This is a genomic window from Enterobacter sp. WCHEn090032, from assembly GCF_003986875.1.
Classification (GTDB): Bacteria; Pseudomonadota; Gammaproteobacteria; order Enterobacterales; family Enterobacteriaceae; genus Enterobacter; species Enterobacter sichuanensis.
The window spans coordinates 23367-49493 of record NZ_RXRN01000002.1 but is presented as its reverse complement, the minus strand read 5'-3'; the positions used below and the strand labels follow the sequence as shown (position 1 = coordinate 49493).

Here is a 26127-nt window from a genome sequence, read left to right as displayed (position 1 = left end):
TCGACTGAGCCAACTGGAAGCATGCTAATGGCTACGATTCATGTAGACGGCAAAGAATATGAGGTCAACGGGGCGGACAACCTGCTGGAAGCTTGTCTGTCGCTCGGCCTTGATATTCCGTATTTTTGCTGGCATCCGGCGCTGGGCAGCGTCGGTGCTTGCCGCCAGTGTGCGGTGAAGCAATATCAAAACGCGGAAGACACGCGTGGTCGCCTGGTGATGTCCTGTATGACGCCAGCCACCGAAGGTACCTTTATTTCGATTGATGACGAAGAAGCCAAACAGTTCCGCGAAAGCGTTGTGGAATGGTTGATGACCAACCACCCACACGACTGTCCGGTCTGTGAAGAGGGCGGTAACTGCCACCTTCAGGATATGACCGTAATGACCGGTCACAGCTTCCGTCGCTATCGCTTTACCAAGCGTACCCACCGTAACCAGGATCTGGGGCCGTTCATCTCTCACGAAATGAACCGCTGCATCGCCTGCTACCGCTGCGTGCGTTACTACAAAGACTACGCAGACGGTCAGGATCTGGGCGTCTATGGTGCGCATGACAACGTCTACTTCGGTCGTCCGGAGGACGGGGTGCTTGAGAGCGAATTCTCCGGTAACCTGGTGGAAATCTGCCCGACCGGCGTGTTCACCGACAAAACCCACTCCGAGCGTTACAACCGTAAATGGGACATGCAGTTTGCGCCAAGCATCTGCCAGCAGTGTTCGCTGGGCTGTAACACCAGCCCGGGTGAGCGCTACGGCGAGCTGCGTCGTATCGAAAACCGTTATAACGGTACCGTTAACCACTACTTCCTGTGCGACCGCGGTCGTTTCGGCTATGGCTATGTGAACCTGAAAGACCGTCCGCGTCAGCCGGTTCAGCGCCGTGGCGATGACTTCATTACCCTGAACGCTGAACAGGCGATGCAGGGCGCGGCAGACATTCTGCGCCAGTCGAAGAAAGTGATCGGTATCGGCTCCCCGCGCGCCAGCATCGAAAGCAACTTCGCGCTGCGCGAGCTGGTGGGTGCGGAAAACTTCTATACCGGTATCGCCCAGGGCGAGCAGGAACGTCTGCAGCTGGTACTGAAAGTGCTGCGTGAAGGCGGTATTCATACCCCTGCGCTGCGTGAAATTGAATCCTATGATGCGGTTCTGGTGCTGGGTGAAGATCTGACGCAGACCGGCGCTCGTGCGGCTCTGGCAGTTCGCCAGGCGGTGAAGGGTAAAGCCCGTGAAATGGCAGCGGCGCAAAAAGTGGCTGACTGGCAGATTGCGGCAATCCTCAACATCGGCCAGCGCGCGAAGCATCCTCTGTTTGTGACGAACGTAGACAATACCCGTCTGGACGATATCGCGGCGTGGACCTACTGCGCACCGGTTGAAGATCAGGCGCGTCTTGGCTTTGCCATTGCCCACGCGCTGGACAGCAACTCCCCAGCCGTTGAACTGGATCGTGACCTGCAAAACAAGGTCGACGTGATTGTTCAGGCGCTGGCGGGTGCGAAGAAACCTCTGATTATTTCCGGGACTAACGCCGGAAGCGCCGAGATCATTCAGGCTGCAGCGAATGTTGCCAAAGCCCTGAAAGGCCGCGGTGCCGACGTTGGCGTGACCATGATTGCCCGTGCGGTAAACAGCATCGGTCTGGGTATGATTGGCGGCGGCTCGCTGGAAGAAGCGTTAAGCGAACTGGAATCCGGTGCCGCTGACGCCGTTGTGGTGCTGGAAAACGATCTGCATCGCCACGCTTCTGCCGCACGCGTAGACGCCGCGCTCTCCAAAGCGCCGCTGGTGATGGTTATCGACCATCAGCGCACCGCGATTATGGATAAAGCGCACCTGGTGCTCTCTGCGGCAAGCTTCGCAGAAAGCGACGGTACCGTTATCAACAACGAAGGCCGCGCGCAGCGTTTCTTCCAGGTTTATGACCCGGCATATTACGACAGCAACACCGTGATGCTGGAAAGCTGGCGCTGGCTGCACTCCCTGCACAGCACCGTGCAGAGCCGTGAAGTGGACTGGACGCAGCTTGACCATGTTATCGACGCGGTGGTGGAAAAACTGCCTCAGCTGGCAGGCATTAAAGATGCCGCGCCTGAAGCAAGCTTCCGTATTCGCGGCCAGAAACTGGCGCGTGAACCGCACCGTTACAGCGGTCGTACCGCAATGCGTGCCAATATCAGCGTACACGAACCGCGTCAGCCGCAGGATAAAGACACCATGTTCGCCTTCTCAATGGAAGGGAACAACCAGCCGTCTGCGCCGCGTTCACAGATCCCATTCGCATGGGCACCGGGCTGGAACTCCCCGCAGGCATGGAACAAGTTCCAGGCTGAAGTGGGCGGTTCACTGCGTCACGGTGATCCGGGCGTGCGTCTGATTGAAGCCTCCGAAACCGGTCTGGACTTCTTCACCACCGTGCCGGCGAGCTTCAAGGCGCAGGACGGTAGCTGGCGTATCGCCCCTTACTACCATCTGTTCGGTAGTGACGAGCTGTCCCAGCGTTCACCGGTCTTCCAGACCCGTATGCCGCAGCCGTACATCAAGCTCAACCCGGCGGACGCCGCGAAGCTTGGCGTCAACGCGGGTGCGAACATTGCCTTCAGCTACGACGGCCAGACCATCAGCCTGCCGCTGATTATCTCGGAAAGTCTGACAGCAGGGCAGGTAGGTCTGCCGATGGGTATGCCTGGCATCGCGCCGGTTCTGGCGGGTGCGCGTCTTGATAATCTGCAGGAGGCAAAAGCATGAGTTGGTTAACGCCGGATCTTATCGACATCCTGCTGAGCATTCTGAAAGCGATTGTTATCCTGCTGGTGGTGGTCACCTGCGGCGCGTTCATGAGCTTTGGTGAACGTCGTCTGCTCGGTCTGTTCCAGAACCGTTACGGACCGAACCGCGTGGGCTGGGGTGGTTCACTCCAGCTGGTCGCGGACATGATCAAGATGTTCTTTAAAGAGGACTGGATCCCGCGCTTCTCGGACCGCGTGATCTTTACTCTGGCACCGATGATCGCCTTCACCTCGCTGCTGCTGGCGTTTGCTATCGTTCCGGTCAGCCCGACCTGGGTGGTGGCTGACCTGAACATCGGCATTCTGTTCTTCCTGATGATGGCAGGCCTCGCGGTTTACGCGGTGCTGTTCGCAGGCTGGTCCAGTAACAACAAATACTCGCTGCTGGGTGCGATGCGTGCGTCTGCGCAGACGCTGAGCTACGAAGTATTCCTGGGTCTCTCCCTGATGGGCGTGGTGGCGCAGGCCGGTTCATTCAACATGACCGACATCGTCAACAACCAGGCCGACATCTGGAACGTTATCCCGCAGTTCTTTGGGTTTATTACCTTTGCTATCGCGGGCGTGGCGGTGTGTCACCGTCACCCGTTTGACCAGCCAGAAGCCGAACAGGAACTGGCCGACGGTTACCACATTGAATATTCCGGTATGAAATTCGGTCTGTTCTTCGTGGGCGAATACATCGGTATCGTCACCATTTCCGCGTTGATGGTAACGCTGTTCTTTGGTGGCTGGCATGGCCCGTTCTTACCGCCGTTCATCTGGTTCGCGCTGAAAACCGCGTTCTTCATGATGATGTTCATTTTGATTCGCGCAGCGTTACCGCGTCCGCGTTATGACCAGGTAATGTCCTTCGGCTGGAAAGTGTGCCTGCCGCTGACGCTCGTCAACTTGTTGGTAACGGCGGCTGTCATTCTCTGGCAGCAGCCATAAGGGGCTATAGACCATGACCTTAAAAGAATTACTGGTAGGCTTCGGCACTCAGGTACGCAGTATCTGGATGATCGGCCTGCACGCGTTTGCCAAACGCGAAACCCGGATGTACCCGGAAGAGCCGGTATATCTGCCGCCGCGCTACCGTGGCCGTATCGTGCTGACGCGCGACCCGGACGGTTCCGAGCGCTGCGTTGCCTGTAACCTGTGTGCGGTAGCGTGTCCGGTAGGCTGTATCTCTCTGCAGAAAGCAGAGACGGTAGATGGCCGCTGGTACCCTGAGTTCTTCCGCATCAACTTCTCACGCTGCATCTTCTGCGGTCTGTGTGAAGAAGCGTGCCCAACCACGGCGATTCAGCTGACTCCAGACTTTGAACTGGGTGAGTATAAGCGTCAGGACCTGGTGTACGAGAAAGAGGATCTGCTGATTTCCGGTCCGGGCAAATACCCGGAATATAACTTCTACCGGATGGCGGGTATGGCAATCGACGGCAAAGATAAGGGCGAAGCAGAGAACGAAGCTAAGCCTATCGACGTCAAGAGCCTGTTACCGTAAGGAGAGGGCAATGGAATTCGCTTTTTATATCTGTGGCCTTATCGCCATCCTGGCTACGCTGCGAGTGATTACGCACACCAATCCGGTGCATGCGCTGCTGTACTTAATCATTTCGCTGCTGGCCATTTCCGGGGTGTTCTTTGCGCTGGGCGCGCACTTCGCCGGTGCGCTGGAAATCATCGTCTACGCCGGGGCCATCATGGTGCTGTTCGTGTTCGTGGTGATGATGCTGAACCTGGGCGGCTCTGAAATTGAGCAGGAACGTCAGTGGTTAAAACCGCAGGTATGGATTGGCCCGGCAATTCTGTCGGCCATCATGCTGGTGGTGATTGTATACGCCATTCTCGGCGTCAACGATCAGGGCATCGACGGTACGCCGATCGGCGCTAAAGAGGTCGGTATTACGCTCTTTGGCCCATACGTTCTGGCGGTTGAACTGGCCTCCATGCTGCTGCTGGCAGGTCTGGTTGTTGCCTTCCACGTTGGCCGCGAAGAGCGTGCTGGCGAGGTGCTGAGCAACCGCACTGACGACCGCGCGAAAAGAAAAACGGAGGAGCGCGCATGATCCCCTTAACACATGGACTGATCCTCGCTGCGATTTTATTCGTTCTGGGTCTGACGGGTCTGGTTATCCGCCGCAATCTGCTGTTTATGCTGATCGGTCTGGAAATCATGATTAACGCCTCTGCGCTGGCCTTCGTGGTCGCCGGAAGCTACTGGGGCCAGACCGATGGTCAGGTGATGTACATTCTCGCCATCAGCCTTGCGGCTGCTGAAGCGAGTATTGGCCTGGCGCTGTTGCTGCAGCTCCATCGTCGCCGCCAGAATCTGAACATCGATTCAGTAAGTGAGTTGCGTGGATGAACATGCTTGCCTTAACCATTATTTTTCCGCTGATTGGCTTCGTGCTGCTGGCGTTTTCTCGCGGCCGCTGGTCTGAGAATCTGTCTGCGACAGTCGGCATCGGCTCTGTTGGTCTGGCTGCGCTGGTGACAGCGTATGCGGGTATCGACTTCTTTAACAACGGACGTCAGCCCTTCAGCGTGCCGCTGTGGACCTGGATGTCGGTCGGTGATTTCAACATCGGTTTCAACCTGGTGCTGGATGGTCTCTCGCTGACCATGCTCTCCGTGGTCACCGGCGTCGGCTTCCTGATCCACATGTTCGCCTCCTGGTATATGCGCGGTGAAGAGGGGTACTCCCGCTTCTTCGCCTACACCAACCTGTTTATCGCCAGCATGGTGGTTCTGGTGCTGGCCGATAACCTGCTGCTGATGTATCTGGGCTGGGAAGGCGTGGGCCTGTGCTCGTACCTGCTGATCGGTTTCTACTACACCGATCCGAAGAATGGCGCAGCGGCCATGAAAGCGTTCGTCGTGACCCGTGTGGGTGACGTCTTCCTCGCGTTCGCGCTGTTCATTCTCTATAACGAACTGGGCACGCTGAACTTCCGCGAGATGGTGGAACTGGCGCCGGCACACTTCGCTGCAGGCAACAACATGCTGTGGTGGGCAACGCTGATGCTGCTGGGTGGTGCTGTGGGTAAATCCGCGCAGCTGCCGTTGCAGACATGGCTGGCCGACGCGATGGCAGGTCCAACCCCTGTCTCCGCGCTGATCCACGCTGCGACCATGGTCACCGCCGGTGTCTACCTGATTGCACGTACCCATGGTCTGTTCCTGATGACCCCGGAAATTCTGCATCTGGTGGGTATCGTCGGTGCGGTCACGCTGGTGCTGGCAGGCTTTGCCGCGCTGGTGCAGACCGACATCAAACGCGTTCTTGCGTACTCCACCATGAGCCAGATTGGTTACATGTTCCTGGCGCTGGGCGTTCAGGCGTGGGACGCGGCAATTTTCCACCTGATGACGCACGCGTTCTTTAAAGCGCTGCTGTTCCTCTCATCCGGTTCCGTCATTCTGGCCTGCCATCACGAGCAGAACATCTTCAAGATGGGCGGACTGCGTAAGTCCATCCCGCTGGTTTATGTCTGCTTCCTGGTGGGCGGCGCGGCGCTGGCGGCACTGCCGCTGATCACCGCGGGCTTCTTCAGTAAGGACGAAATCCTTGCGGGTGCCATGGCGAATGGTCATATCAATCTGATGGTTGCGGGTCTGGTCGGCGCGTTCATGACCTCCCTGTATACCTTCCGTATGATTTTCATCGTATTCCACGGTAAAGAACAAATTCACGCTCACGCAGGGAAGGGGATTACCCACCACCTGCCGCTGATTGTGCTGCTGGTCCTGTCCACCTTCGTTGGCGCGATGATTGTTCCGCCACTGCAGGGCGTACTGCCAGACACCACCGAGCTTGAGCATGGTCGCGTTCTGACGCTTGAAATCACCTCCGGTGTGGTCGCTATCGCGGGCATCCTGATCGCTGCATGGCTGTGGCTGGGTAAACGTACGCTGGTAACTGCCGTTGCCAACAGTGCGCCGGGCCGTCTGCTGGGCACCTGGTGGTACAACGCGTGGGGCTTCGACTGGCTGTACGACATGATCTTCGTGAAGCCGTTCCTGGGCATTGCGTGGCTGCTGAAGCGCGACCCACTGAACAGCCTGATGAATATCCCGGCGATCCTCTCCCGCTTTGCAGGTAAAGGCCTGCTGTACAGCGAGAACGGTTACCTGCGCTGGTATGTGGCGTCCATGAGCATCGGTGCGGTTGTCGTGCTGGCGCTGCTGATGGTGTTGCGTTGATCGTTAAGTGAATTTTATTCGAATTCGTTGAAAATCAGGCCCCTGCTGGGGGCCTTAAAAAGGAATGTAAATCGCCATGTTACTACCCTGGCTAATATTAATTCCCTTCATCGGCGGCTTCCTGTGCTGGCAGACTGAACGCTTTGGCGTGAAAATGCCGCGCTGGATCGCGCTGATCACCATGGGATTGACGCTCGCGCTTGGTCTGCAACTCTGGTTGCAGGGTGGCTACTCTCTGACTCAGTCTGCGGGCATTCCGCAGTGGCAGTCTGAGTTTATCCTGCCGTGGATCCCACGTTTCGGCATTACGATCCACCTGGCGATTGACGGTCTGTCGCTGCTGATGGTGGTGCTGACCGGTCTGCTCGGCGTTCTGGCGGTACTCTGCTCCTGGCGTGAAATCGAAAAATACCAGGGCTTCTTCCACCTGAACCTGATGTGGATCCTGGGCGGTGTTATCGGCGTGTTCCTGGCCATCGACATGTTCCTGTTCTTCTTCTTCTGGGAAATGATGCTGGTGCCGATGTACTTCCTGATCGCGCTGTGGGGCCATAAGGCGTCCGACGGTAAAACGCGTATCACGGCGGCCACCAAGTTCTTCATCTATACCCAGGCGAGTGGTCTGGTGATGCTGATTGCCATTCTGGCGCTGGTGTTTGTGCACCACAATGCGACCGGTGTCTGGACCTTCAACTACGAAGAGCTGCTGAAGACTCCGATGTCGCACGGCGTGGAATACCTGCTGATGCTGGGCTTCTTCATCGCCTTCGCGGTGAAAATGCCGGTGGTTCCTCTGCACGGCTGGCTGCCAGACGCGCACTCTCAGGCACCAACGGCGGGTTCCGTTGACCTGGCGGGCATCTTGCTGAAAACCGCGGCCTACGGCCTGCTGCGTTTCGCACTGCCGCTGTTCCCGAACGCCTCCGCTGAGTTCGCACCGATTGCCATGTGGCTGGGTGTGATCGGTATCTTCTACGGTGCCTGGATGGCGTTTACGCAGTACGACATCAAACGTCTGATTGCCTACACCTCCGTCTCCCACATGGGCTTCGTGCTGATTGCTATCTACACCGGCAGCCAGCTGGCGTACCAGGGCGCGGTGATCCAGATGATTGCGCACGGCCTGTCCGCAGCCGGTCTCTTCATCCTGTGTGGCCAGCTGTACGAACGTCTGCACACTCGCGACATGCGTATGATGGGCGGCCTGTGGAGCAAAATTAAATGGCTGCCCGCGCTGTCCATGTTCTTCGCAGTGGCCACCCTGGGGATGCCAGGCACCGGTAACTTCGTCGGCGAATTTATGATTCTGTTCGGCAGCTTCAAAGTGGTACCGGTGATTACCGTGATCTCCACCTTTGGTCTGGTGTTCGCTTCCGTGTACTCGCTGGCGATGCTGCACCGCGCTTACTTCGGTAAAGCGAAGAGCGAAATTGCTGCACAAGAACTGCCGGGGATGTCGCTGCGTGAGCTGTTCATCATCCTGCTGCTGGTCGTACTGCTGGTGCTGCTGGGCTTCTTCCCGCAGCCGATTCTGGATACCTCGCATAGCGCGATGGGTAACATCCAGCAGTGGTTTGTTAATTCTGCTTCTACTACAAGGCCGTAATTCGCCATGACAATAACTCCACAACAACTGATCGCGCTGCTACCGCTGCTGATCGTCGGATTGACGGTGGTGGTTGTGATGCTCTCCATTGCGTGGCGACGCAATCACTTCCTGAATGCCACGCTGTCGGTCATCGGCCTGAACGCCGCGTTAGTCTCTCTCTGGTTTGTTGGTCAGGGTGGGGCGATGGACGTCACCCCGCTGATGCGCGTTGACGGTTACGCTATGCTGTATACCGGTCTGGTTCTGCTGGCGAGCCTGGCAACCTGTACCTTTGCGTACCCGTGGCTTGAAGGCTACAACGACAACAAAGAAGAGTTTTACCTGCTGGTTCTGATTGCCGCACTGGGCGGCATTCTGCTGGCGAACGCGAACCACCTGGCTGCGCTGTTCCTCGGCATTGAGCTGATCTCTCTGCCGCTGTTCGGTCTGATTGGTTACGCCTTCCGTCAGAAGCGCTCGCTGGAAGCAAGTATCAAGTACACCATCCTGTCTGCGGCGGCGTCCTCGTTCCTGCTGTTTGGTATTGCGCTGCTGTACGCACAGTCCGGTAATCTCTCCTTCATGGCGCTCGGCAAGAGCCTCGGCGACGGCATGCTGCATGAGCCGCTGCTGCTGGCGGGTCTGGGCATGATGATTGTTGGCCTTGGCTTCAAACTCTCTCTGGTTCCGTTCCACCTCTGGACGCCAGACGTCTACCAGGGTGCGCCAGCGCCGGTGTCTACCTTCCTGGCGACGGCGAGCAAAATCGCTATCTTCGGGGTGGTGATGCGTCTGTTCCTGTACGCACCGGTGGGTGACAGCGAAGCGGTTCGCGTGGTGCTGGGCATCATCGCGTTCGTCTCCATCATCTTCGGTAACCTGATGGCGCTGAGCCAGACCAACATCAAACGTCTGCTGGGTTACTCCTCTATCTCGCATCTGGGCTACCTGATGGTGGCGCTGATTGCGCTGCAGAGCGGTGAGATGTCGATGGAAACCGTGGGCGTCTATCTGGCCGGTTATCTGTTCAGCAGCCTCGGCGCGTTCGGCGTGGTGAGCCTGATGTCCAGCCCGTACCGTGGCCCGGATGCCGATTCACTGTTCTCCTACCGTGGTCTGTTCTGGCACCGTCCGATCCTGTCCGCGGTGATGACGGTGATGATGCTTTCTCTGGCGGGTATCCCGATGACGCTGGGCTTTATCGGTAAGTTCTACGTGCTGGCTGTCGGTGTGCAGGCGCATCTGTGGTGGCTGACCGCGGGCGTGGTGATCGGCTCTGCGATTGGTCTGTACTACTATCTGCGTGTGGCCGTGAGTCTGTACCTGAGTGCTCCTCAGCAGCTCAACCGTGATGCCCCAACCAACTGGCAGTACAGCGCCGGCGGTATTGTGGTCCTCATCTCCGCACTGCTGGTACTGATCTTCGGTATCTATCCGCAGCCGCTGATTGATATCGTGCAGCGAGCGATGCCGCTGATGTAAAACAAAAAACCCGCCTCGGCGGGTTTTTTTATGGTTTTCTCCCTCTCCCCGTGGGAGAGGGCCGGGGTGAGGGCACCAGCCCGCACCAGATTTAAGCCAGCTGTTTCCTGCTAATCAACGGCCCGTCAATTTTCTTCATCGAGCGGTCCAGCACTTCCTCAATCACCGATGACAGCTCGTTCAGCTCAAACTTCGCCACATAACCGTCCGCCTTCACCTTACGAATATGATCTTCGTTGGCGTTGCCGGAAAGGGAGGAGTGGATCACCACCGGAATATCTTTCAGCAGCGGATCGGTTTTGATCTTACGCGTCAGCGTGAAACCGTCCATCTCCGGCATTTCGAGGTCGGTCAGTACCAGGGCAATCTTATCGGTAATCGGCACCCCTTCCGCCTGCGCCTGTGCCGCCAGCACGCCAATTTTCTCCCATGCGTCTTTACCGGTGATATGCAACTGCGCCGGAATTTCCATTGCCTGCAGACCCTTCTCCAGCATGGAGCGCGCCACTTTGGAATCTTCCGCGACAATCGCGACAGCGCCAGGCTTAATATGGAATTTGGTGGTCTTCAGATTGGTGGCATGAAGATCGTGGTTGGCCGGCGTGATGTCATACAGGATCTGCTCAACGTCCAGCACCATCGCCAGTTCGTTGGTATCCGTCTTCTCGTCAAGACACGCAATACTGGTGATGTAGCGCCCGCTGACGGCGGTTTCCGCGGCGTGCACCTGCTTCCAGTCCAGACGCATGATGTTCTCAACCGATTCCACGGCGAATGCCTGCACGCTACGTGCATATTCGGTGATCAGCAGAATGTTCAGCCCGGTAGTGGGCTTACAGCCCGCCACGGCGGCCAGGTCAATCACCGGGATCACCTGATCGCGAATATTCACCATTCCCATCAGCGGTGATTTCATTCCTGCGGGTTTCGTGAACTCCGGCATCGGCACAATTTCACGCAGTTTAAAGACGTTAATGCCAAACAGCTCAGATTTATTTTCGTTAAGAGAGGTGCCGAGACGGAACAGCAACAGTTCAAAACGGTTCGACAGGGTCAGATTCGCCCTGTCATCAATATCTTTCTGGAAATTATCCATTCTACCCTCGAGAGAAATGCTGACCTTTTAATCGTTATCGGCATCCTGAGAGAAAAATGAAGGACTAAACGCTGACCTGAGCGAAATCTTCGGCCAGCTCACATTCCGGGAACAGCGCGCGACACTCTGCCAGCAGGCCTGCACACCCCCGTGCGTCGTAGCGTGAGCTGACATGGGTGATGATGAGCCTGCCGACCCCTGCGTCACGGGCAAGCTGCGCTGCCTGTCGCGTTGAGCTATGGCCCCGGCTGTTGGCTTTTTCTTCCATCGCCGTTTCAAGCGTGGCTTCATGCACCATCACGTCCACGCTCTGCGCCAGGGTTAACGCTGCCGGGCAAGGGGCCGTGTCGCCAAAAATCGCCAGTTTTTTGCCGGGCTGCGGGGCGGCGAGATAATCCTGACCGTTGATGACGCGCCCGTCCTCCAGCGTGACGGTCTCTCCGTGCTTCAGGCGCTGGAACAGCGGCCCGGGTTTGACGCCATCGGCCATTAGCGCGGCGGCATCCAGCGCGCCGGGTTTGTCATGCGCTTCAATGCGGTAGCCGTAGCACGCCACAGGATGATTGAGCGGTTGGGCGGTGACGTGATAATCCCCGTCATCGAAAACCAGACCGTCGCCAATCTCAACGATTTCCAGCGGATAATCCGTCCACGACCCGCTCAGGCGCAGCGTGGTTTCAACAAATTCACGCACACCCGCAGGCCCGTAAATCGTCAGCGGGTTGGCGTTTCCGGCCATGGAGCGGCTGCACAGCAGCCCGGGCAAGCCAAAAAGATGGTCGCCATGCAGGTGTGTGATAAAGATTTTATCCAGCTTGCCAGGGTGATAAGCGGTGCGTAACAGCTGATGCTGCGTCCCTTCGCCACAGTCAAACAGCCACAGCCCACCGCGGGTAGGGTGTTTAAGATCCAGCAGAATCGCCGTCACATTTCGTGAGCGGGTTGGCACGCCAGCTGACGTACCCAGAAAAATCAGTTCCATAACGCAATCAGCCCTTTGCCGAACGGGGAGGGGTTTAGTATAACGTGATGAACCCCAGGAAGGAGACTGACATGATCCAGTGGCAAGATTTACACCATAGTGAACTCACCGTAAATGCGCTGTATGCCCTGCTTAAACTGCGCTGTGAAGTGTTTGTGGTCGAACAGACCTGCCCGTATCAGGACATCGATGGCGATGATCTGGTCGGCGAAAACCGCCATATCCTCGGCTGGCGCGATAACGAGCTGGTGGCGTATGCGAGGATTCTGAAAAGCGAAGACGATATCGAGCCCGTGGTCATTGGCCGCGTCATCATCAGCGGTAGCGCGCGCGGTGAAAAACTGGGCTATCAGCTGATGGAAAAAACGCTGGCAGCGTGCCAGAAACAGTGGCCAGACAAGGCGTTATACCTGGGTGCGCAGGCGCACCTTCAACCCTTCTATGGCCACTTTGGTTTCGTGCCGGTTACTGAAGTCTACGACGAAGATGGCATTCCCCACATTGGTATGGCGCGGGAAGCGAAGCAGGCGTAATGGCGAGTCGTTGGCTATAGTTAGCGGACTGGTGTACTAACATGGAGAAAAATATGTCATTTCAATCCTGGGATACCCGTATCGATGACGATCTGGCTTTACTGAGTGAAACGCTGGAAGAGGTGTTACGTTCCTCGGGCGACCCTGCCGATCAGAAATATATTGAGCTTAAAGCCCGTGCCGAACAGGCGCTGCATGAGGTTAAAAATCGCGTCAGCCACGCATCGGATACCTATTACTACCGCGCCAAAAAAGCGGTGTATCGTGCCGATGATTACGTGCATGAAAAACCGTGGCAGGGTATTGGCGTCGGGGCCGCCGTAGGGCTGGTACTCGGTCTGCTGTTAGCCCGTCGTTAGGCCGCTTAACCACTCCCTATACGTGGGTACTGATATTTCTGATGGTACCCCGTATACTAAGCGTTTTCACAGGGAGAGGTTCGCGTGCATTCGATTTCCACCGCGCTGGAACGTCTGCGTACTCAGCTTGCGCAAGCGTTACCCGCTATACCCGGTTTACGTCATTTCGACGTCTCTTTCCCGTTAAACGATGCTTTCGATCCGCTCGCCTGGCTGGGCGCGCAGCAGTGCTATCCTCAGTTTTACTGGCAACAGCGTAACGGCGATGAAGAGCTGGCGGCGCTGGGGGCGGTTACCCGGTTTTCCTCTCTGACAGAAGCCTCGCAGTTTTTACGCGCGCAACACGCGGCAGGGGATACCCGCATTTGCGGCCTGAACGCGTTTAACCCGGAGCAGGGCAGTCTCTTTCTTCCGCGCCTGCTCTGGCGACGTAGCGCGGGTCACGCCACGCTGCGCCTGCAGTTGTGGAGCGACAGTTCGCTGCAGGACGATGCCCTGGCCGCACGGGATTTCTTACAGCAGCTCCGTTCTGCAAAGCCTGTCCGCCCGCTCTCCGTTCAGGTTGAGCACGAAACCCATCAGCCGCAACAGCCCGAATGGCTGAGGCTGGTCCGCAAAGCGACAGACACCATCGCACGCGGTGATTTTGAAAAGGTTGTCCTCGCCCGCGCTACCGACCTGCAGTTTACACAGCGCGTTCATCCCGTCGCGCTGATGGCGGCCAGCCGCGCCCTGAATTTAAATTGCTATCACTTCTGCATGGTATTCGACGCCAGCAACGCCTTTCTCGGCTCAACGCCCGAACGTCTCTGGCGGCGGCGCGGCAAGCTGCTGCGCACGGAAGCCCTGGCGGGTACGGTCGCCAGCCATCCCGATGATAAACAGGCGCAGCGCCTGGGGGAGTGGCTGCTGAATGATGATAAAAACCAGCGTGAAAATATGCTGGTCGTGGAAGATATTTGCCAGCGCCTTCAGCGCCATACGCAGACCCTTGAGGTACTGCCGCCTCAGGTGGTGCGCCTGCGTAAAGTGCAGCATTTGCGCCGCTGTATCTGGACCGAGCTAAAACAGGCCGATGATGAGCAGTGTCTGCACATGCTGCAGCCAACGGCGGCCGTTGCGGGATTACCGCGACAGCCAGCGCGCGAGTTTATCCAGAAGGTGGAGCCTTTTAACCGCGAGTGGTATGCCGGTTCGGCCGGGTATTTATCGCCTGACCAGAGTGAGTTCTGCGTGGCGCTGCGCTCCGCCCGCGTCCAGGAGGACTCCCTGCGTCTCTACGCCGGCGCCGGCATTGTCAGCGGGTCTGACCCGGAGCAGGAGTGGCAGGAGATTGAAAACAAAGCCGCCGGATTGCGCTCTCTGCTACTAAGGGATTAATACAGATTCGCGCAATCCCGATTCATATCAAAATTCCAGTTTTTTCTATTATTTATACTGTGTCGTATTCTTGATACCGGACAATCTCATGTCAGTAAGTTCTTTTAACCGACGCTGGGCGGCGGTGATCCTTGAAGCCCTGACGCGCCATGGCGTCAGGCACGTGTGTATTGCACCGGGTTCTCGCTCAACGCCGCTGACGCTGGCGGCTGCCGAAAACCGGGCCTTGATTCATCACACCCACTTCGATGAACGCGGCCTCGGTCATCTGGCGCTGGGGCTGGCGAAAGCCAGCAAAGAACCTGTGGCGGTGATTGTCACCTCCGGTACCGCGGTGGCAAACCTCTATCCGGCACTGATTGAAGCCGGGTTAACCGGTGAAAAGTTGATCCTGCTCACCGCCGACCGCCCTCCCGAACTTATCGACTGCGGCGCCAATCAGGCGATTCGTCAGCCGGGGCTCTTTTCTTCCCATCCTTCGCAGACGATATCGCTTCCTCGCCCCACTCAGGATATTCCGGCAAGCTGGCTGGTCTCTACTGTCGATCACGCCATGGAGACGTTGCGCGGCGGGGCGTTGCATATCAACTGCCCGTTTGCCGAGCCGCTGTACGGTGAAATGGACGACACGGGGCTTGAATGGCAGCACGCCCTGGGTAGCTGGTGGGAGAGTGAGAAACCGTGGCTGCGCGAGCAGACGCATCTTGAAAGCGCAAAACAGCGGGACTGGTTCTTCTGGCGGCAGAAGCGCGGCGTGGTCATCGCCGGGCGTATGAGCGCCGCGGAAGGCAAGCTGGTGGCCGAATGGGCGCAAACGCTCGGCTGGCCGCTGATTGGCGACGTGCTTTCCCAGACCGGTCAGCCGCTGCCGTGCGCCGACCTCTGGCTGGGTAATGCGAAAGCGGTCACCGAGCTGTCGCAGGCGCAGATTGTGGTCCAGCTTGGATCGAGTTTAACCGGCAAACGGTTACTGCAGTGGCAGGCGACCTGCACGCCCGAAGAGTACTGGCTGGTGGACGCGCTGGAGGGGCGGCTCGACCCGGCGCACCATCGCGGTCGTCGCCTGGTCAGCAGTATCGAGACCTGGCTGACGCTCCATCCGGCTGAAAAACGTAAACCCTGGGCGGTTGCCATCCCGGAACTCTCGCGCCAGGCGTGGGAACGAACAACGGCGCACTGTGAGGCATTTAGCGAAGCCGGGCTGGCGCACCGTATTCACCAGCTCCTGCCTGAACAGGGGCAACTGTTTGTCGGCAACAGCCTGGTCGTGCGTTTGATTGACGCCTTTTCACAGTTGCCTGCTGGCTACCCGGTGTACAGCAACCGTGGCGCCAGCGGCATCGACGGGCTTATTTCGACAGCGGCGGGCGTGCAGCGCGCCAGCGCGAAATCGACGCTGGCCATCGTGGGCGATCTCTCCGCGCTCTACGATCTCAATGCGCTGGCGCTACTGCGTCAGGCGTCCGCCCCGTTCGTGCTGATGGTGGTAAACAACAACGGCGGGCAAATTTTCTCCCTGTTGCCCACGCCGCAGACCGAGCGCGAGCGATTCTATCTGATGCCGCAGAACGTGCAGTTCGAACACGCCGCAGCGATGTTCAGCCTGAAATATCATCGTCCGGAAAGCTGGGAGCAGCTGGGTGCCGCGCTAGCGACCGCCTGGAAACAGCCGGGTGCGACGCTGATTGAGCTGGTGGTGAACGAGGCTGACGGTGCGCAGGCGCTGCAAAGCCTGCTGGCGCAGGTGAGCCAGCTGTGATCCTCCGGGCGGTACAGCAGGCCGGTAAGCCAGGCTACCCCTGGTTGGTTTTTCTGCACGGCTTTTCCGGCGACAGCCGCGAGTGGCAGAAGGTGGGTGAAAAACTCAGCGACTACCCCCGGCTGTATCTCGATCTGCCGGGGCACGGCGGATCCCGGCAGGTTGGCGTGGCGGGGTTCGAAGAGATGAGCACATTACTCACCCGAACTTTAATTAGTTACAACATACTCAACTTCTGGCTCATCGGGTACTCCCTCGGCGGCCGCATTGCGATGTTCCACGCCTGCCAGCAGCCAAAGGGGTTGCTGGGCCTGATAGTTGAAGGCGGGCATCCGGGCTTGCAGGATGCCGAAGCGCGTCATACGCGCCTGGCATCGGACCGCAACTGGGCGAGACGTTTTCGCACCGAACCGCTGGATAAGGTATTCACTGACTGGTATCAACAGCCCGTTTTTGCCACCCTGACGGACACTCAGCGCGATGCGCTGATTACCTTGCGCAGCCAGAACAGCGGCGTGGCGCTGGCGATGATGCTCGAGGCGACGTCGCTGGCGGTGCAGCCCGATTTACGCGCCGCGCTTAGCGCACGCGATTTCGCTTTTGATTATCTCTGTGGCGAACGCGATGAGAAGTTTGCGGCCCTTGCCGCTGAACTGAACGCCGTTCGCCATCTCATTCCAAACGCCGGACACAACGCCCATCGGGAAAACCCCGAAGCGGTGAGCGCGAGTCTGGTTCAGATACTGCGTCTTCGAATAAAGGACACTCTATGATCTATCCTGATGAAAACATGCTCTATGCACCGGTTGAATGGCAAGACTGCTCCGAAGGCTATACCGACATTCGTTACCACAAATCCACCGACGGCATTGCCAAAATCACCATTAACCGTCCGCAGGTGCGTAACGCCTTCCGTCCGCTGACCGTTAAAGAGATGATTCAGGCCCTGGCGGATGCGCGCTACGACGACAATATCGGCGTGATTATCCTGACCGGCGAAGGGGATAAGGCGTTCTGCTCCGGCGGCGATCAGAAAGTACGCGGTGACTACGGCGGATACCAGGACGATGCGGGCACGCACCACCTGAACGTGCTCGATTTCCAGCGTCAGATCCGCACCTGTCCAAAACCGGTGGTGGCGATGGTGGCGGGTTACTCCATCGGTGGCGGTCACGTGCTGCACATGATGTGTGACCTGACCATCGCCGCAGAGAACGCCATCTTCGGCCAGACCGGCCCGAAAGTGGGATCTTTCGACGGCGGCTGGGGCGCCTCCTATATGGCACGCATCGTCGGGCAGAAAAAAGCCCGCGAAATCTGGTTCCTGTGCCGTCAGTACAACGCCCGGGAAGCGCTGGAGATGGGGCTGGTCAATACCGTGGTCCCGATTGCCGACCTCGAAAAAGAGACCGTCCGCTGGTGTCGCGAAATGCTGCAAAACAGCCCCATGGCGCTGCGTTGCCTGAAAGCGGCCCTCAACGCCGACTGTGACGGCCAGGCAGGCCTGCAGGAGCTGGCGGGCAACGCCACCATGCTGTTCTACATGACCGAAGAGGGTCAGGAAGGGCGCAACGCGTTTAACGAAAAACGCCAGCCAGACTTCAGCAAATTCAAACGGAACCCGTAATGCGTCGCGCGCAGGTTTACCGCTGGCAGATACCGATGGACGCGGGCGTGGTGCTGCGTGAACGGCGGTTAAAAACCCGTGACGGCGTTTTCGTGCATTTGCAGCAGGGCGAGCGGGAAGGCTGGGGCGAGGTGTCGCCGCTGCCGGGCTTTAGCCTGGAGTCGCTGGAGGAAGCGCAGGCCGCGCTGGTGGCCTGGGCGGATGCCTGGCGCGAGGGGGCCAATCCACCGCTACCGGACGTGCCTTCCGCCGCCTTTGGCATCAGCTGCGCGCTGGCGGAGCTCGACGGTAGCCTGCCGGAAGCGGCCGATTATCGCGCGGCGCCGCTCTGCACGGGCGATCCGGACGAACTCTTCGCGTTGCTCTCCGCCATGCCGGGTGAGAAGGTCGCAAAAATCAAAGTCGGCCTCTACGAAGCGGTACGCGACGGCATGGTGGCCAACCTGCTGCTGGAAGCGATCCCCGACCTTCGTCTGCGTCTGGATGCGAACCGCGCCTGGACGCCGCTGAAGGCGCAGCAGTTTGCAAAGTACGTCAACCCGGCATACCGCAGCCGCATTGCCTTTCTGGAAGAGCCGTGTAAAACCCGTGACGATTCGCGTGCGTTTGCCCGCGAAACGGGGATTGCCATCGCCTGGGATGAAAGCCTGCGCGAAGCGGATTTTGCCTTCGTTGCCGAGCCCGGCGTCAGCGCAGTGGTGATAAAACCGACCCTGACCGGCAGTCTGGCGAAGGTGCGCGAGCAGGTTGCAGCGGCGCACGCCGCAGGGCTGACGGCGGTGATCAGCTCCTCTATAGAATCCAGCCTTGGGCTGACGCAGCTGGCGCGTATTGCCGCCTGGTTAACGCCGGACACGGTGCCTGGCCTCGACACGCTGAACCTGATGCAGGCTCAGCTTATCCGCACGTGGCCGGGCAGTACGCTGCCGTGCCTGAATACCGGGGCGCTGGAGCCGTTGTTATGAGTTTTGCCGACTGGCCCTGGCGTCACTGGTGCGTGCAGTTTGCGGATAAACCGGCCCTGAGACTGAACGACGAGGTGCTTACCTGGCAGCAGCTGTGCGTCCGCGTCGACCGTCTCGCGGCGGGGTTTCACCAGCAGGGCGTGGCGGAGGGCGACGGCGTGCTGCTGCTGGCCCATAACCATCCGCAGACCCTGCTGGCATGGCTGGCGCTGCTCCAGTGCGGCGCGCGTATCCTTCCTGTTAACCCACAGCTGCCGCTCCCGCTGCTGGAGGTGTTACTCCCGCAGATGACGCTGCGCTTTGCGCTGGTGCTGGACGGCAGCTATGACGCTCTTCCTGCCCTGAGCATGCGCGATCGTGAAGGGGAACATCGCGTCGCGTGGCAACCGGCACGGCTGGCGTCCATGACGCTCACCTCAGGCTCCACCGGGCTGCCAAAAGCGGCGGTCCATACCTGCGCGGCCCATCTTGCCAGCGCGCGCGGCGTACTGTCGCTGATGCCCTATGGCGGTGACGATGACTGGCTGCTTTCGCTGCCGCTGTTTCATGTCTCCGGCCAGGGAATTTTATGGCGCTGGCTGCAGGCGGGGGCGAGGTTAACCGTGCGCGAGAAACAGCCTCTGGAGCAGGCTTTGCGCGGCTGCACGCACGCCTCGCTGGTGCCAACCCAGCTCTGGCGTCTTCTGAATACCGACAGCCACATTGCCCTGAAAGCGGTTTTGCTTGGCGGGGCGGCGATTCCGGTGGCGTTAACGCAACAGGCGCGGGAGCATGGGATCCGCAGCTTCTGCGGTTACGGCCTGACCGAATTTGCCTCTACCGTCTGCGCGAAAGAGGCGGACGGCGAGCCGGACGTGGGCTCTGCGCTGCCGGGCAGAGAGGTGCAGATCGTGAACGGTGAGGTCTGGATCAAGGCGCACAGCATGGCCTCAGGCTACTGGCGGGACGGTGCGTTAATTCCGCTGACCAACGCGCAGGGATGGTTCGCCACCCGCGATCGCGGTGAATGGCATGATGGCCGCCTGACGATTCTGGGTCGTATGGACAACCTCTTTTTTAGCGGGGGAGAAGGGATCCAGCCGGAAAGCCTTGAGCGGGTTATCGCAACACACCCGCAGATTAATCAGGTGTTTATCGTCCCGCTGGACGACGCCGAATTTGGCCAACGTCCGGTGGCGGTGGTGGAGTGTGAACCGGGAACGGATATCACCTGTTTCCCTGACTGGGTCAGGGATAAGCTGGCGCGGTTTGAGCAACCCATCCGCTGGCTGCTGCTGCCGACCGAGCTCAAAAATGGCGGCATCAAAGTCTCCCGTCGCGCGCTGCAGCAGTGGGTCAATGCATCACTTAAGGGATAAGCGCCGTTTCAAATAGTGACAATCTTTCGACCTGCCGCACGCAGAGTCCTTGATCCCCGGAAGACTCCGGTTAAAATCTCGCGGTTCTGGAACTTCTCTATAAAATGTGCGGGATCGCGATAATGAAAAAAGTGGCATTAATGGGCTTCGGCCTGATGGTTGTTTCTGCGGCGGCAAACGCCATTAGCATTAACGGCTCGGCGGGTCAGGATTATACCCACCTGGGCTTCGGCATGGGCACGGAAACCTCCGGTCTGGCGATGACCGGTGGCTGGACGCATAACGATGACGACGGCGACGCGGCAAGCCTCGGTCTCGGTCTGAACGTTCCGCTGGGCCCGTTCCTGGCGACTGTTGGCGGTAAAGGTATCTACACCAACCCGAATGACGGTGACGAAGGGTACGCGGCGGCGGTGGGCGGCGGTCTGCAGTGGAAAATTGGCGACAGCTTCGGCCTTTTCGGCGAGTACTACTACTCACCGGACTCGCTTTCCAGCGGTATCGACAGCTATGAAGAGGCCAACGCCGGTGCGCGCTGGACCATCATGCGTCCGATTACCATTGAAGCGGGCTATCGTTATCTGAACCTGGCCGGCAAAGACGGCAACCGCGACAATGCGCTGGCTGACGGTCCATACGTGGGCGTTAGCGCAGGCTTCTAAACACACCGGCGCGGCACGCTGTCGCGCCAGTTTCTCTCTTCTCCTACCCACGTTTGCGCTATAGTGTTCTGACCAAATAAGCGGGAGAACATAATGATTAACGTGGAGATGTTATCCACCGGCGACGAAGTGCTGCATGGACAAATTATTGATACCAATGCCGCCTGGCTTGCCGATCTTTTCTTTGAGCAAGGATTACCGTTAACGCGCCGCAATACCGTGGGCGACAATCTTGAGTCGCTGGTGAGTGTTCTGCGCGAACGCAGCGAACACTGTGACGTGCTGATTGTTAACGGTGGGCTCGGCCCCACCAGCGACGACCTCAGCGCGCTGGCCGCTGCGAATGCCAAAGGCGAAGGGCTGGTGCTGCATGAAGCGTGGCTCTCGCAGATGGAGCGCTTTTTTGCCGAACGCGGTCGCGTCATGGCCCCCAGCAACCGCAAACAGGCTGAGATCCCCGCCAGCGCGGAGCTGGTCGATAACCCGGTTGGTACCGCATGTGGGTTTGCCATGCAGTTGAACCGCTGCCTGATGTTCTTTACGCCGGGCGTGCCCTCAGAATTTAAGGTGATGGTCGAGCAGCAGATCCTGCCGCGCCTTCGCCAGCGCTTTACCCTGCCGGAACCCCCGCTTTGCCTGCGCCTGACCACTTTTGGCCGCTCTGAAAGCGATCTGGCCCAGAGCCTCGATCACCTCTCACTCCCGCCGGGCGTTTCCATGGGCTATCGCTCCTCCATGCCAATCATTGAGCTTAAGCTGACCGGGCCTGCCACGCAGAAAGAGGCGATGCTGGCCTTGTGGCCTGAGGTGCAGCGCGTGGCGGGCGAAAGCCTGATTTTCGAAGGCACGGAAGGGCTACCGGCGCAGATTGCGAAGCATCTGCAGTCGCGCCAGCTGAGCGTGACCTTAAGCGAGCAGTTCACCGGCGGCCTGCTGGCGCTGCAGTTGTCTCGCGTCAACGCGCCGCTGTTGGCCAGCGAAGTGGTGCCGTTCCAGCAGGAGACCCTGGCGCAGACCGCCCGTTGGGCATCTGAAAGAAGGGTAAAACATTTTGCCGGCCTGGCGCTGTTTGTCGGGGGGCTGGATGAGGAATATCTTAACTTCGCGCTGGCCACGCCGGAAGGCACCTGGGCGCTGCGGGTTAAGATGAGTATCACCCGCCACAGCCTGGCGGTGCGTCAGGAGGTTTGTGCGATGATGGCACTGAACATGCTGCGCCGCTGGTTGAATGGCAAAGAGGTGGCCAGCGAGCACGGCTGGATCCACGTTGTCGAGTCGTTGTACGTTGAGTAAACCGTTGGCCGGGGCCTTTCGCCCCGGCCATGTTCAGCCCAGCGCCTTCGCCAGCAGGGTAATCGGATGTTCACAGCGTAAGCTTGTGGACATCTCAATCTGCCACTTGCAGGTTTCGCAGTCGGTCACCACGATATCCGCGCCGCTCTCTTCAATCTGACGGAACAGTGGGGCGCCAATTGCCTGTGACGTGACGTAGTTTTCCCGTTTAAAGCCGTAGGTTCCCGCAATTCCGCAGCAGCGCGAATCCAGCACCGTTAGCTCCAGGCCCGGGATTAACCGCAGCAGCTCCAGCGTATACAGCGACCAGCCCATTTTCTCCATATGACACGGCGTGTGATACACCACTTTCAGGGGCAATTTCCTGAGCGGCAGGGTCTGCCCGCTGTCCAGTTTGCGCCACAGAAAACGCGTCGCCAGCTCGATGTGCTCGCGCAGCCCGCGGTTATCCACATCCAGCAGATGAGGATACTCATCGCGCAGGGTAAAGGTACAGGTGGAGGAGGTCGCCAGCACCGGAATACCTTTCTCGACGATGGCTTCGCGCAGCGACGTGACGTTGCTCTGCGCCTGCCTGCGTGCTTTATCGGTAAACCCGTTGGCAATCAGCGGCACGCCGCAGCACTTCTCCTTGTTCAGTAGCTGTACGCCTGTTCCCATGGCGTTCAGCACCTTCAGCAGATCTTTTCCCAGCTGCGGGTGGTTGTAGTTCACGTAGCAGCCGTGGAAAAAAGCCACCTGGTCGGCATACTGCGCCTGCTTCGCCGCGACGGACGTGTACCAGCGGCGGAAGGTGCCGTGAGAATATTTCGGCAGGCTGCGGTGATGATCGATCTTAAGGGTGGCATCCAGCAGCTGTCGTACCGGTTTGAGGGAGGTTGCGGCGTTTACCAGCGGAGCGAACGGCGTCGACAGGCTGCCCATCAGATCGGTGTGGCTCAGAATGGCGTCCCGCAGTGACGGTTTTTGCGTGCTGTAGCGCGCCCGGGCGCGCTGGATGATATCGCCGATTTTCACATCCGATGGGCAGGCGACTTCACAGCGTTTGCAGTTGATGCAGTATTTCAGGGCTTCGTCGTACAGCTTACCGTCCTTCAGGCGCAGGCGTTCGCCGTCCGGCCCGGCCTGTTTCGGGCCTGGATAGCGTGGATTGACGCCGCTGACCGGGCAGACCGTGGTACACACCGTGCATTTGATGCAGCTTTCAAAACGGGTATCGTTCATTGTTCAGCCTCCATGCGTTGGCTAATCTGCTCTGCCGCATACAGCGCCGTAACGGCGCAGACGCCGCCACCGCAGCCCTGGGCGATGGGGTCATATCCACCCAGCAGCGAGCCAATGGCAAAAAGATTACTGATGGGCTTACCGGCAAGCTGCGGATGTAGCCGGTTATCGACGATGACGCCAAACTGCTGCCAGGGCTGCGGCGAGAAGAAATCGCTCTGGTACCAGTCCGCGCGGGAGGCGCTCTGCCGGACATCCAGCCCCATAATGGCTTCCCGGATGCCCTCCCGGCTACTCAGCAGCCCGTTACTGAAGAAACTGCCGCTGGCCAGCACCGTATAACGGGCCCGAAGGGGGATATCATCGTGGTTGCGCGTCCAGATTTCGTTCACCGCGCCGTCCGTCAGGGTAATTTTTTTCACTTCATCCCCTGCCATCCAGACGCCACCCTGCGCAACAAACTGGCGCTGGAGTTGGGTATGCAGGCGAATACCGGGTACGGAAGGGGGCAGCGTGGGCAACAAACCGAGCGTGCAGGGCAGACGGTCTGAGAGCCAGCGCCAGAGTCGGTTGTCGTTTAAGCCAAAGCAGGCGGGCATCAATAGCGCATCGCATCCTGCCGCAAGCGGGCTGAGTGCCTCATACAGCAGCGGCCATTTCTCTTCGTTATCAAGGAAACGGGCGATATTCACCGCGCGAAATTCACTTGGGTTATCGCGTAGAACGTCCAGCTCTGGCAGCTCTATCTCTGCGGTGTCAGCATTAACCCCCTGGCGACAGAGTGATGCTGCCGCGAGATGGGGCTGAAAATCCAGAAAACCGCTGATGCCCACCACCCGCACGCGTGCGGCGCTGAACGGGGCAACGGGCACCTCCTCCGGGCTGAGCCAGGCGGAGCGTAGGGTACCAAGCGGCGTGACGCGCTGATGATTTTGCCTGGCGCTGCCCTGCAGACGTGCGCCGCACTCTGCCAGCAGCGCTTCGGTTTCCAGGGCAAAGCGGTCAATATGTTGCGCGCCAATCAGGTGATACGGGTGCTGCGGCGGCAGCTTTTCGCGGCAGGTTTCGTCCACCAGATCCAGCGAGCCTGACGAAAAGTGCAGGGCGCTCTGTCCCCGGGTGATAATGGCGCAGCGCAGCCCCTGCTTTGTGAGTTTGATTCCACAAAGCAGGCCTGCCAGCCCGCCGCCGACAATCACGGCATCAAATTTCATCGTGTTGCTCCTTCTCAAGACCGCACAGCCCCTGGTAGACCCAGCGGGTAAACTCGCTTTCCCGCAGGGCATCACCCCAGGCGACAGGCTGAATCCCCTTCCAGCGCTCGTTTAAAAACGCGCTGAGCTGATCGAGCGACTGGGTGGCGGTGGTGGTATGAAAACGCTGCAGCAGCCCGGCGGCACGGCAGGCGCAGAGCTCACCCTGACAGGTTCCCATTCCGACGCGGGTACGGCGGCGGAGATCGAGCAGGCTGGTGACCGTCAGGTTCTCCACCGCGTACTGCACTTCACCGGCGGTCACGGCTTCGCACTCGCACACCAGGCTGCGGCTCAATCGTCCTTCACCGAGCCACTGTGGCGTTCTGTCGCCGTGGCGGTAAATAGCGGACCCGCGCAGCGGCGCGGGCAGGGAGATGATTTTTTGCAGCGTTTTCTCGGTAGACTGGCGCGATCCGGGTAAAGGCTGTTCTGCCGTCACGCACCGTTCGGTATTGCCCAGCTTGCGGCAGACGGCATCCGTCGCCCACTCGGCCATCAGACGATAGGTCATCAGCTTGCCGCCTGTAATCGTGATAAACCCGTCCAGGCCATCGCGCGCGGCGTGATCGAGCAGCACAATGCCGCGGCTGACGTTACGCCCGCTCGGATCGTCGTCGCTGGCCACCAGCGGGCGGACGCCGGCATAGGCGCGCAGGATCCGGGTCTGCGCCATGACCGGGGCCAGTTTTTCCCCTTCGCGCAGCAGGATGTCCACCTCTTCGGCGGTCACGCGGTTGTAATCAATTTCGCTGTAGTCCACGTGGGTGGAGGTGGTGCCGATTAACGAAATGGTATCGCCCGGCACCAGAATATCGGCATCGGAGGGTTTGCGGCAGCGGTTGATCACATGGTTATTAATGCGGTGGTCGAGGATCAGCAGGGAGCCTTTCGCCGGGAACATGCGTACCGACAGGTCAGCATATTCCGCAATACGTTGACCCCAGATCCCGGCGGCATTGATGACGACGGAGGCAAACAGCTCGCTGTGTTCGTTGTATTGCGTATCAAACACCCGCACGCCGCAGATGCGATGGCCTTCACGGATCAGCCCGGTCACTTCGTGCCCGGTCAGGATGTGCGCCCCATGCTCGCGGGCGTCCAGCATATTGGCGGCCGTCAGGCGAAAGGGATCAACCGTCCCGTCGGGCACTTTGACCGCGCCCGTCAGGGCCGGGTTGACGGCGGGTTCAAGGCGGCGCGCGAGGGCCGGGTCGATGGCCTCGGCCTGAATCCCCGCCGCATGACATGCCGTCAAAAAGGTTGACTGAAAGGCGAGATCGTCTTCGGGAAGGGTGATAAACAGACCGTCGGTCGGCTCAATGCAGTGGCGGGCAATACGCCGCAGGATCTGATTTTCGGCGATACATTCGCGTGCTGATTCGCCGTCCGTCACGGCGTAGCGGGCGCCGCTGTGAAGCAGTCCATGATTGCGTCCGGTTGCGCCTGTCGCAATGTCATGGCGCTCCACCAGCGTGACGCTTAACCCCCGCAGGGCACAATCGCGTGCGATGCCGGCGCCGGTTGCGCCACCGCCAATGATAATCACATCGCGAAAGCGTGGATCGTGAATTGTCATTGTC

23 protein-coding genes are annotated in these 26127 nt (G+C 59.1%); 18 read left to right on the top strand and 5 right to left on the bottom strand.

Translation table 11 applies throughout. The features are described 5' to 3' along the window. Positions 1 to 27 precede the first annotated feature (27 nt). The 8 genes from nuoG (at position 28) to nuoN (ending at position 10053) form a co-directional block, all read left to right on the top strand. Positions 28 to 2751 (top strand): NADH-quinone oxidoreductase subunit NuoG, encoded by a 2724-nt coding sequence (gene nuoG, locus EKN83_RS01700; protein ID WP_045286089.1) that lies wholly within the window; start codon positions 28 to 30, stop codon positions 2749 to 2751. Beyond that, positions 2748 to 3725, top strand: a complete 978-nt coding sequence (gene nuoH / locus EKN83_RS01695; protein ID WP_008500211.1) for an NADH-quinone oxidoreductase subunit NuoH — start codon at positions 2748 to 2750, stop codon at positions 3723 to 3725. The genes nuoG and nuoH overlap by 4 nt, the downstream gene beginning before the upstream one ends. Before the next feature lie 13 nt (positions 3726 to 3738). Continuing rightward, positions 3739 to 4281 (top strand): NADH-quinone oxidoreductase subunit NuoI, encoded by a 543-nt coding sequence (nuoI, locus tag EKN83_RS01690; RefSeq protein ID WP_003861491.1) that lies wholly within the window; start codon positions 3739 to 3741, stop codon positions 4279 to 4281. Between the two features lie 10 nt (positions 4282 to 4291). Continuing rightward, positions 4292 to 4846 carry an NADH-quinone oxidoreductase subunit J gene (gene nuoJ / locus EKN83_RS01685; protein ID WP_008500212.1) on the top strand — a complete coding sequence of 185 codons (555 nt, stop codon included), beginning with the start codon at positions 4292 to 4294 and terminating at the stop codon, positions 4844 to 4846. Further along, positions 4843 to 5145, top strand: a complete 303-nt coding sequence (gene nuoK / locus EKN83_RS01680; RefSeq protein ID WP_003861496.1) for an NADH-quinone oxidoreductase subunit NuoK — start codon at positions 4843 to 4845, stop codon at positions 5143 to 5145. The genes nuoJ and nuoK overlap by 4 nt, the downstream gene beginning before the upstream one ends. Further along, on the top strand, positions 5142 to 6983 hold the full coding sequence (gene nuoL, locus EKN83_RS01675) for an NADH-quinone oxidoreductase subunit L (RefSeq protein ID WP_023312533.1): 1842 nt from the start codon (positions 5142 to 5144) through the stop codon (positions 6981 to 6983). The genes nuoK and nuoL overlap by 4 nt, the downstream gene beginning before the upstream one ends. Positions 6984 to 7059: 76 nt before the next feature. After that, positions 7060 to 8589, top strand: coding sequence for an NADH-quinone oxidoreductase subunit M (nuoM, locus tag EKN83_RS01670; protein WP_025757186.1), 1530 nt, complete (start codon positions 7060 to 7062; stop codon positions 8587 to 8589). Between the two features lie 6 nt (positions 8590 to 8595). Next, a complete protein-coding gene (gene nuoN, locus EKN83_RS01665; RefSeq protein ID WP_023312531.1) occupies positions 8596 to 10053 on the top strand; it encodes an NADH-quinone oxidoreductase subunit NuoN in 1458 nt (485 codons plus the stop codon). Between the two features lie 91 nt (positions 10054 to 10144). Here the strand turns inward: nuoN and EKN83_RS01660 are convergent, their stop codons facing one another. Both EKN83_RS01660 and rbn read right to left on the bottom strand, forming a co-directional pair. After that, positions 10145 to 11149 (bottom strand): chemotaxis protein, encoded by a 1005-nt coding sequence (locus EKN83_RS01660; protein WP_045286087.1) that lies wholly within the window; start codon positions 11147 to 11149, stop codon positions 10145 to 10147. Between the two features lie 64 nt (positions 11150 to 11213). Continuing rightward, a complete protein-coding gene (gene rbn / locus EKN83_RS01655; protein WP_126800219.1) occupies positions 11214 to 12131 on the bottom strand; it encodes a ribonuclease BN in 918 nt (305 codons plus the stop codon). A gap of 71 nt (positions 12132 to 12202) precedes the next feature. On the opposite strand from rbn, the gene EKN83_RS01650 reads away from it, so the two are divergent. The 10 genes from EKN83_RS01650 (at position 12203) to EKN83_RS01605 (ending at position 22067) form a co-directional block, all read left to right on the top strand. Beyond that, positions 12203 to 12664, top strand: a complete 462-nt coding sequence (locus EKN83_RS01650; protein ID WP_025757189.1) for a GNAT family N-acetyltransferase — start codon at positions 12203 to 12205, stop codon at positions 12662 to 12664. A 53-nt stretch (positions 12665 to 12717) separates the two neighbouring features. Continuing rightward, entirely contained in the window at positions 12718 to 13023 is a 306-nt protein-coding gene (gene elaB, locus EKN83_RS01645) for a stress response protein ElaB (protein ID WP_008500219.1), read from the top strand. An 84-nt stretch (positions 13024 to 13107) separates the two neighbouring features. Next, complete coding sequence (gene menF / locus EKN83_RS01640) at positions 13108 to 14403, top strand: isochorismate synthase MenF (protein WP_095450492.1); 1296 nt, start codon at positions 13108 to 13110, stop codon at positions 14401 to 14403. Positions 14404 to 14491: 88 nt separating this feature from the next. Beyond that, positions 14492 to 16162 (top strand): 2-succinyl-5-enolpyruvyl-6-hydroxy-3-cyclohexene-1-carboxylic-acid synthase, encoded by a 1671-nt coding sequence (gene menD, locus EKN83_RS01635; protein ID WP_045286084.1) that lies wholly within the window; start codon positions 14492 to 14494, stop codon positions 16160 to 16162. Continuing rightward, on the top strand, positions 16159 to 16935 hold the full coding sequence (menH, locus tag EKN83_RS01630; RefSeq protein WP_126800218.1) for a 2-succinyl-6-hydroxy-2,4-cyclohexadiene-1-carboxylate synthase: 777 nt from the start codon (positions 16159 to 16161) through the stop codon (positions 16933 to 16935). The genes menD and menH overlap by 4 nt, the downstream gene beginning before the upstream one ends. Further along, entirely contained in the window at positions 16932 to 17789 is an 858-nt protein-coding gene (gene menB, locus EKN83_RS01625; RefSeq protein ID WP_025757193.1) for a 1,4-dihydroxy-2-naphthoyl-CoA synthase, read from the top strand. Before menH ends, menB begins: the two co-directional genes overlap by 4 nt. After that, complete coding sequence (menC, locus tag EKN83_RS01620) at positions 17789 to 18754, top strand: o-succinylbenzoate synthase (protein ID WP_047959143.1); 966 nt, start codon at positions 17789 to 17791, stop codon at positions 18752 to 18754. The genes menB and menC overlap by 1 nt, the downstream gene beginning before the upstream one ends. Continuing rightward, the gene (gene menE / locus EKN83_RS01615) at positions 18751 to 20112 is read left to right on the top strand and encodes an o-succinylbenzoate--CoA ligase (RefSeq protein WP_126800217.1); all 1362 of its coding nucleotides are present in this window, start codon (positions 18751 to 18753) and stop codon (positions 20110 to 20112) included. Before menC ends, menE begins: the two co-directional genes overlap by 4 nt. 122 nt (positions 20113 to 20234) lie before the next feature. Further along, a complete protein-coding gene (locus EKN83_RS01610; RefSeq protein WP_025757196.1) occupies positions 20235 to 20774 on the top strand; it encodes a YfaZ family outer membrane protein in 540 nt (179 codons plus the stop codon). A gap of 93 nt (positions 20775 to 20867) precedes the next feature. Continuing rightward, a complete protein-coding gene (locus EKN83_RS01605) occupies positions 20868 to 22067 on the top strand; it encodes a nicotinamide mononucleotide deamidase-related protein YfaY (RefSeq protein WP_126800216.1) in 1200 nt (399 codons plus the stop codon). Positions 22068 to 22100: 33 nt separating this feature from the next. Here the strand turns inward: EKN83_RS01605 and glpC are convergent, their stop codons facing one another. From glpC to glpA, 3 genes are read right to left on the bottom strand one after another with little or no spacing between them, the layout of a single operon-like run. After that, on the bottom strand, positions 22101 to 23291 hold the full coding sequence (gene glpC / locus EKN83_RS01600; protein ID WP_126800215.1) for an anaerobic glycerol-3-phosphate dehydrogenase subunit GlpC: 1191 nt from the start codon (positions 23289 to 23291) through the stop codon (positions 22101 to 22103). Then, entirely contained in the window at positions 23288 to 24505 is a 1218-nt protein-coding gene (gene glpB / locus EKN83_RS01595; protein ID WP_126800214.1) for a glycerol-3-phosphate dehydrogenase subunit GlpB, read from the bottom strand. Before glpB ends, glpC begins: the two co-directional genes overlap by 4 nt. Beyond that, complete coding sequence (gene glpA, locus EKN83_RS01590; RefSeq protein ID WP_126800213.1) at positions 24495 to 26123, bottom strand: anaerobic glycerol-3-phosphate dehydrogenase subunit A; 1629 nt, start codon at positions 26121 to 26123, stop codon at positions 24495 to 24497. Before glpA ends, glpB begins: the two co-directional genes overlap by 11 nt. Positions 26124 to 26127: the final 4 nt, after the last annotated feature.

Bases quoted from the DNA above. Each gene is read 5' to 3' on its own strand.
- nuoL (WP_023312533.1), top strand. From the start codon at position 5,142: ATGAACATGCTTGCCTTAACCATTATTTTTCCGCTGATTGGCTTCGTG.
- glpA (WP_126800213.1), bottom strand. From the start codon at position 26,123: ATGACAATTCACGATCCACGCTTTCGCGATGTGATTATCATTGGCGGT.
- menE (WP_126800217.1), top strand. From the start codon at position 18,751: ATGAGTTTTGCCGACTGGCCCTGGCGTCACTGGTGCGTGCAGTTTGCG.
- EKN83_RS01605 (WP_126800216.1), top strand. From the start codon at position 20,868: ATGATTAACGTGGAGATGTTATCCACCGGCGACGAAGTGCTGCATGGA.
- EKN83_RS01610 (WP_025757196.1), top strand. From the start codon at position 20,235: ATGAAAAAAGTGGCATTAATGGGCTTCGGCCTGATGGTTGTTTCTGCG.
- nuoN (WP_023312531.1), top strand. From the start codon at position 8,596: ATGACAATAACTCCACAACAACTGATCGCGCTGCTACCGCTGCTGATC.
- glpC (WP_126800215.1), bottom strand. From the start codon at position 23,291: ATGAACGATACCCGTTTTGAAAGCTGCATCAAATGCACGGTGTGTACC.
- nuoI (WP_003861491.1), top strand. From the start codon at position 3,739: ATGACCTTAAAAGAATTACTGGTAGGCTTCGGCACTCAGGTACGCAGT.
- elaB (WP_008500219.1), top strand. From the start codon at position 12,718: ATGTCATTTCAATCCTGGGATACCCGTATCGATGACGATCTGGCTTTA.
- nuoK (WP_003861496.1), top strand. From the start codon at position 4,843: ATGATCCCCTTAACACATGGACTGATCCTCGCTGCGATTTTATTCGTT.
- nuoJ (WP_008500212.1), top strand. From the start codon at position 4,292: ATGGAATTCGCTTTTTATATCTGTGGCCTTATCGCCATCCTGGCTACG.
- menC (WP_047959143.1), top strand. From the start codon at position 17,789: ATGCGTCGCGCGCAGGTTTACCGCTGGCAGATACCGATGGACGCGGGC.
- menB (WP_025757193.1), top strand. From the start codon at position 16,932: ATGATCTATCCTGATGAAAACATGCTCTATGCACCGGTTGAATGGCAA.
- EKN83_RS01660 (WP_045286087.1), bottom strand. From the start codon at position 11,149: ATGGATAATTTCCAGAAAGATATTGATGACAGGGCGAATCTGACCCTG.
- nuoG (WP_045286089.1), top strand. From the start codon at position 28: ATGGCTACGATTCATGTAGACGGCAAAGAATATGAGGTCAACGGGGCG.
- menD (WP_045286084.1), top strand. From the start codon at position 14,492: ATGTCAGTAAGTTCTTTTAACCGACGCTGGGCGGCGGTGATCCTTGAA.
- nuoM (WP_025757186.1), top strand. From the start codon at position 7,060: ATGTTACTACCCTGGCTAATATTAATTCCCTTCATCGGCGGCTTCCTG.
- EKN83_RS01650 (WP_025757189.1), top strand. From the start codon at position 12,203: ATGATCCAGTGGCAAGATTTACACCATAGTGAACTCACCGTAAATGCG.
- glpB (WP_126800214.1), bottom strand. From the start codon at position 24,505: ATGAAATTTGATGCCGTGATTGTCGGCGGCGGGCTGGCAGGCCTGCTT.
- rbn (WP_126800219.1), bottom strand. From the start codon at position 12,131: ATGGAACTGATTTTTCTGGGTACGTCAGCTGGCGTGCCAACCCGCTCA.
- nuoH (WP_008500211.1), top strand. From the start codon at position 2,748: ATGAGTTGGTTAACGCCGGATCTTATCGACATCCTGCTGAGCATTCTG.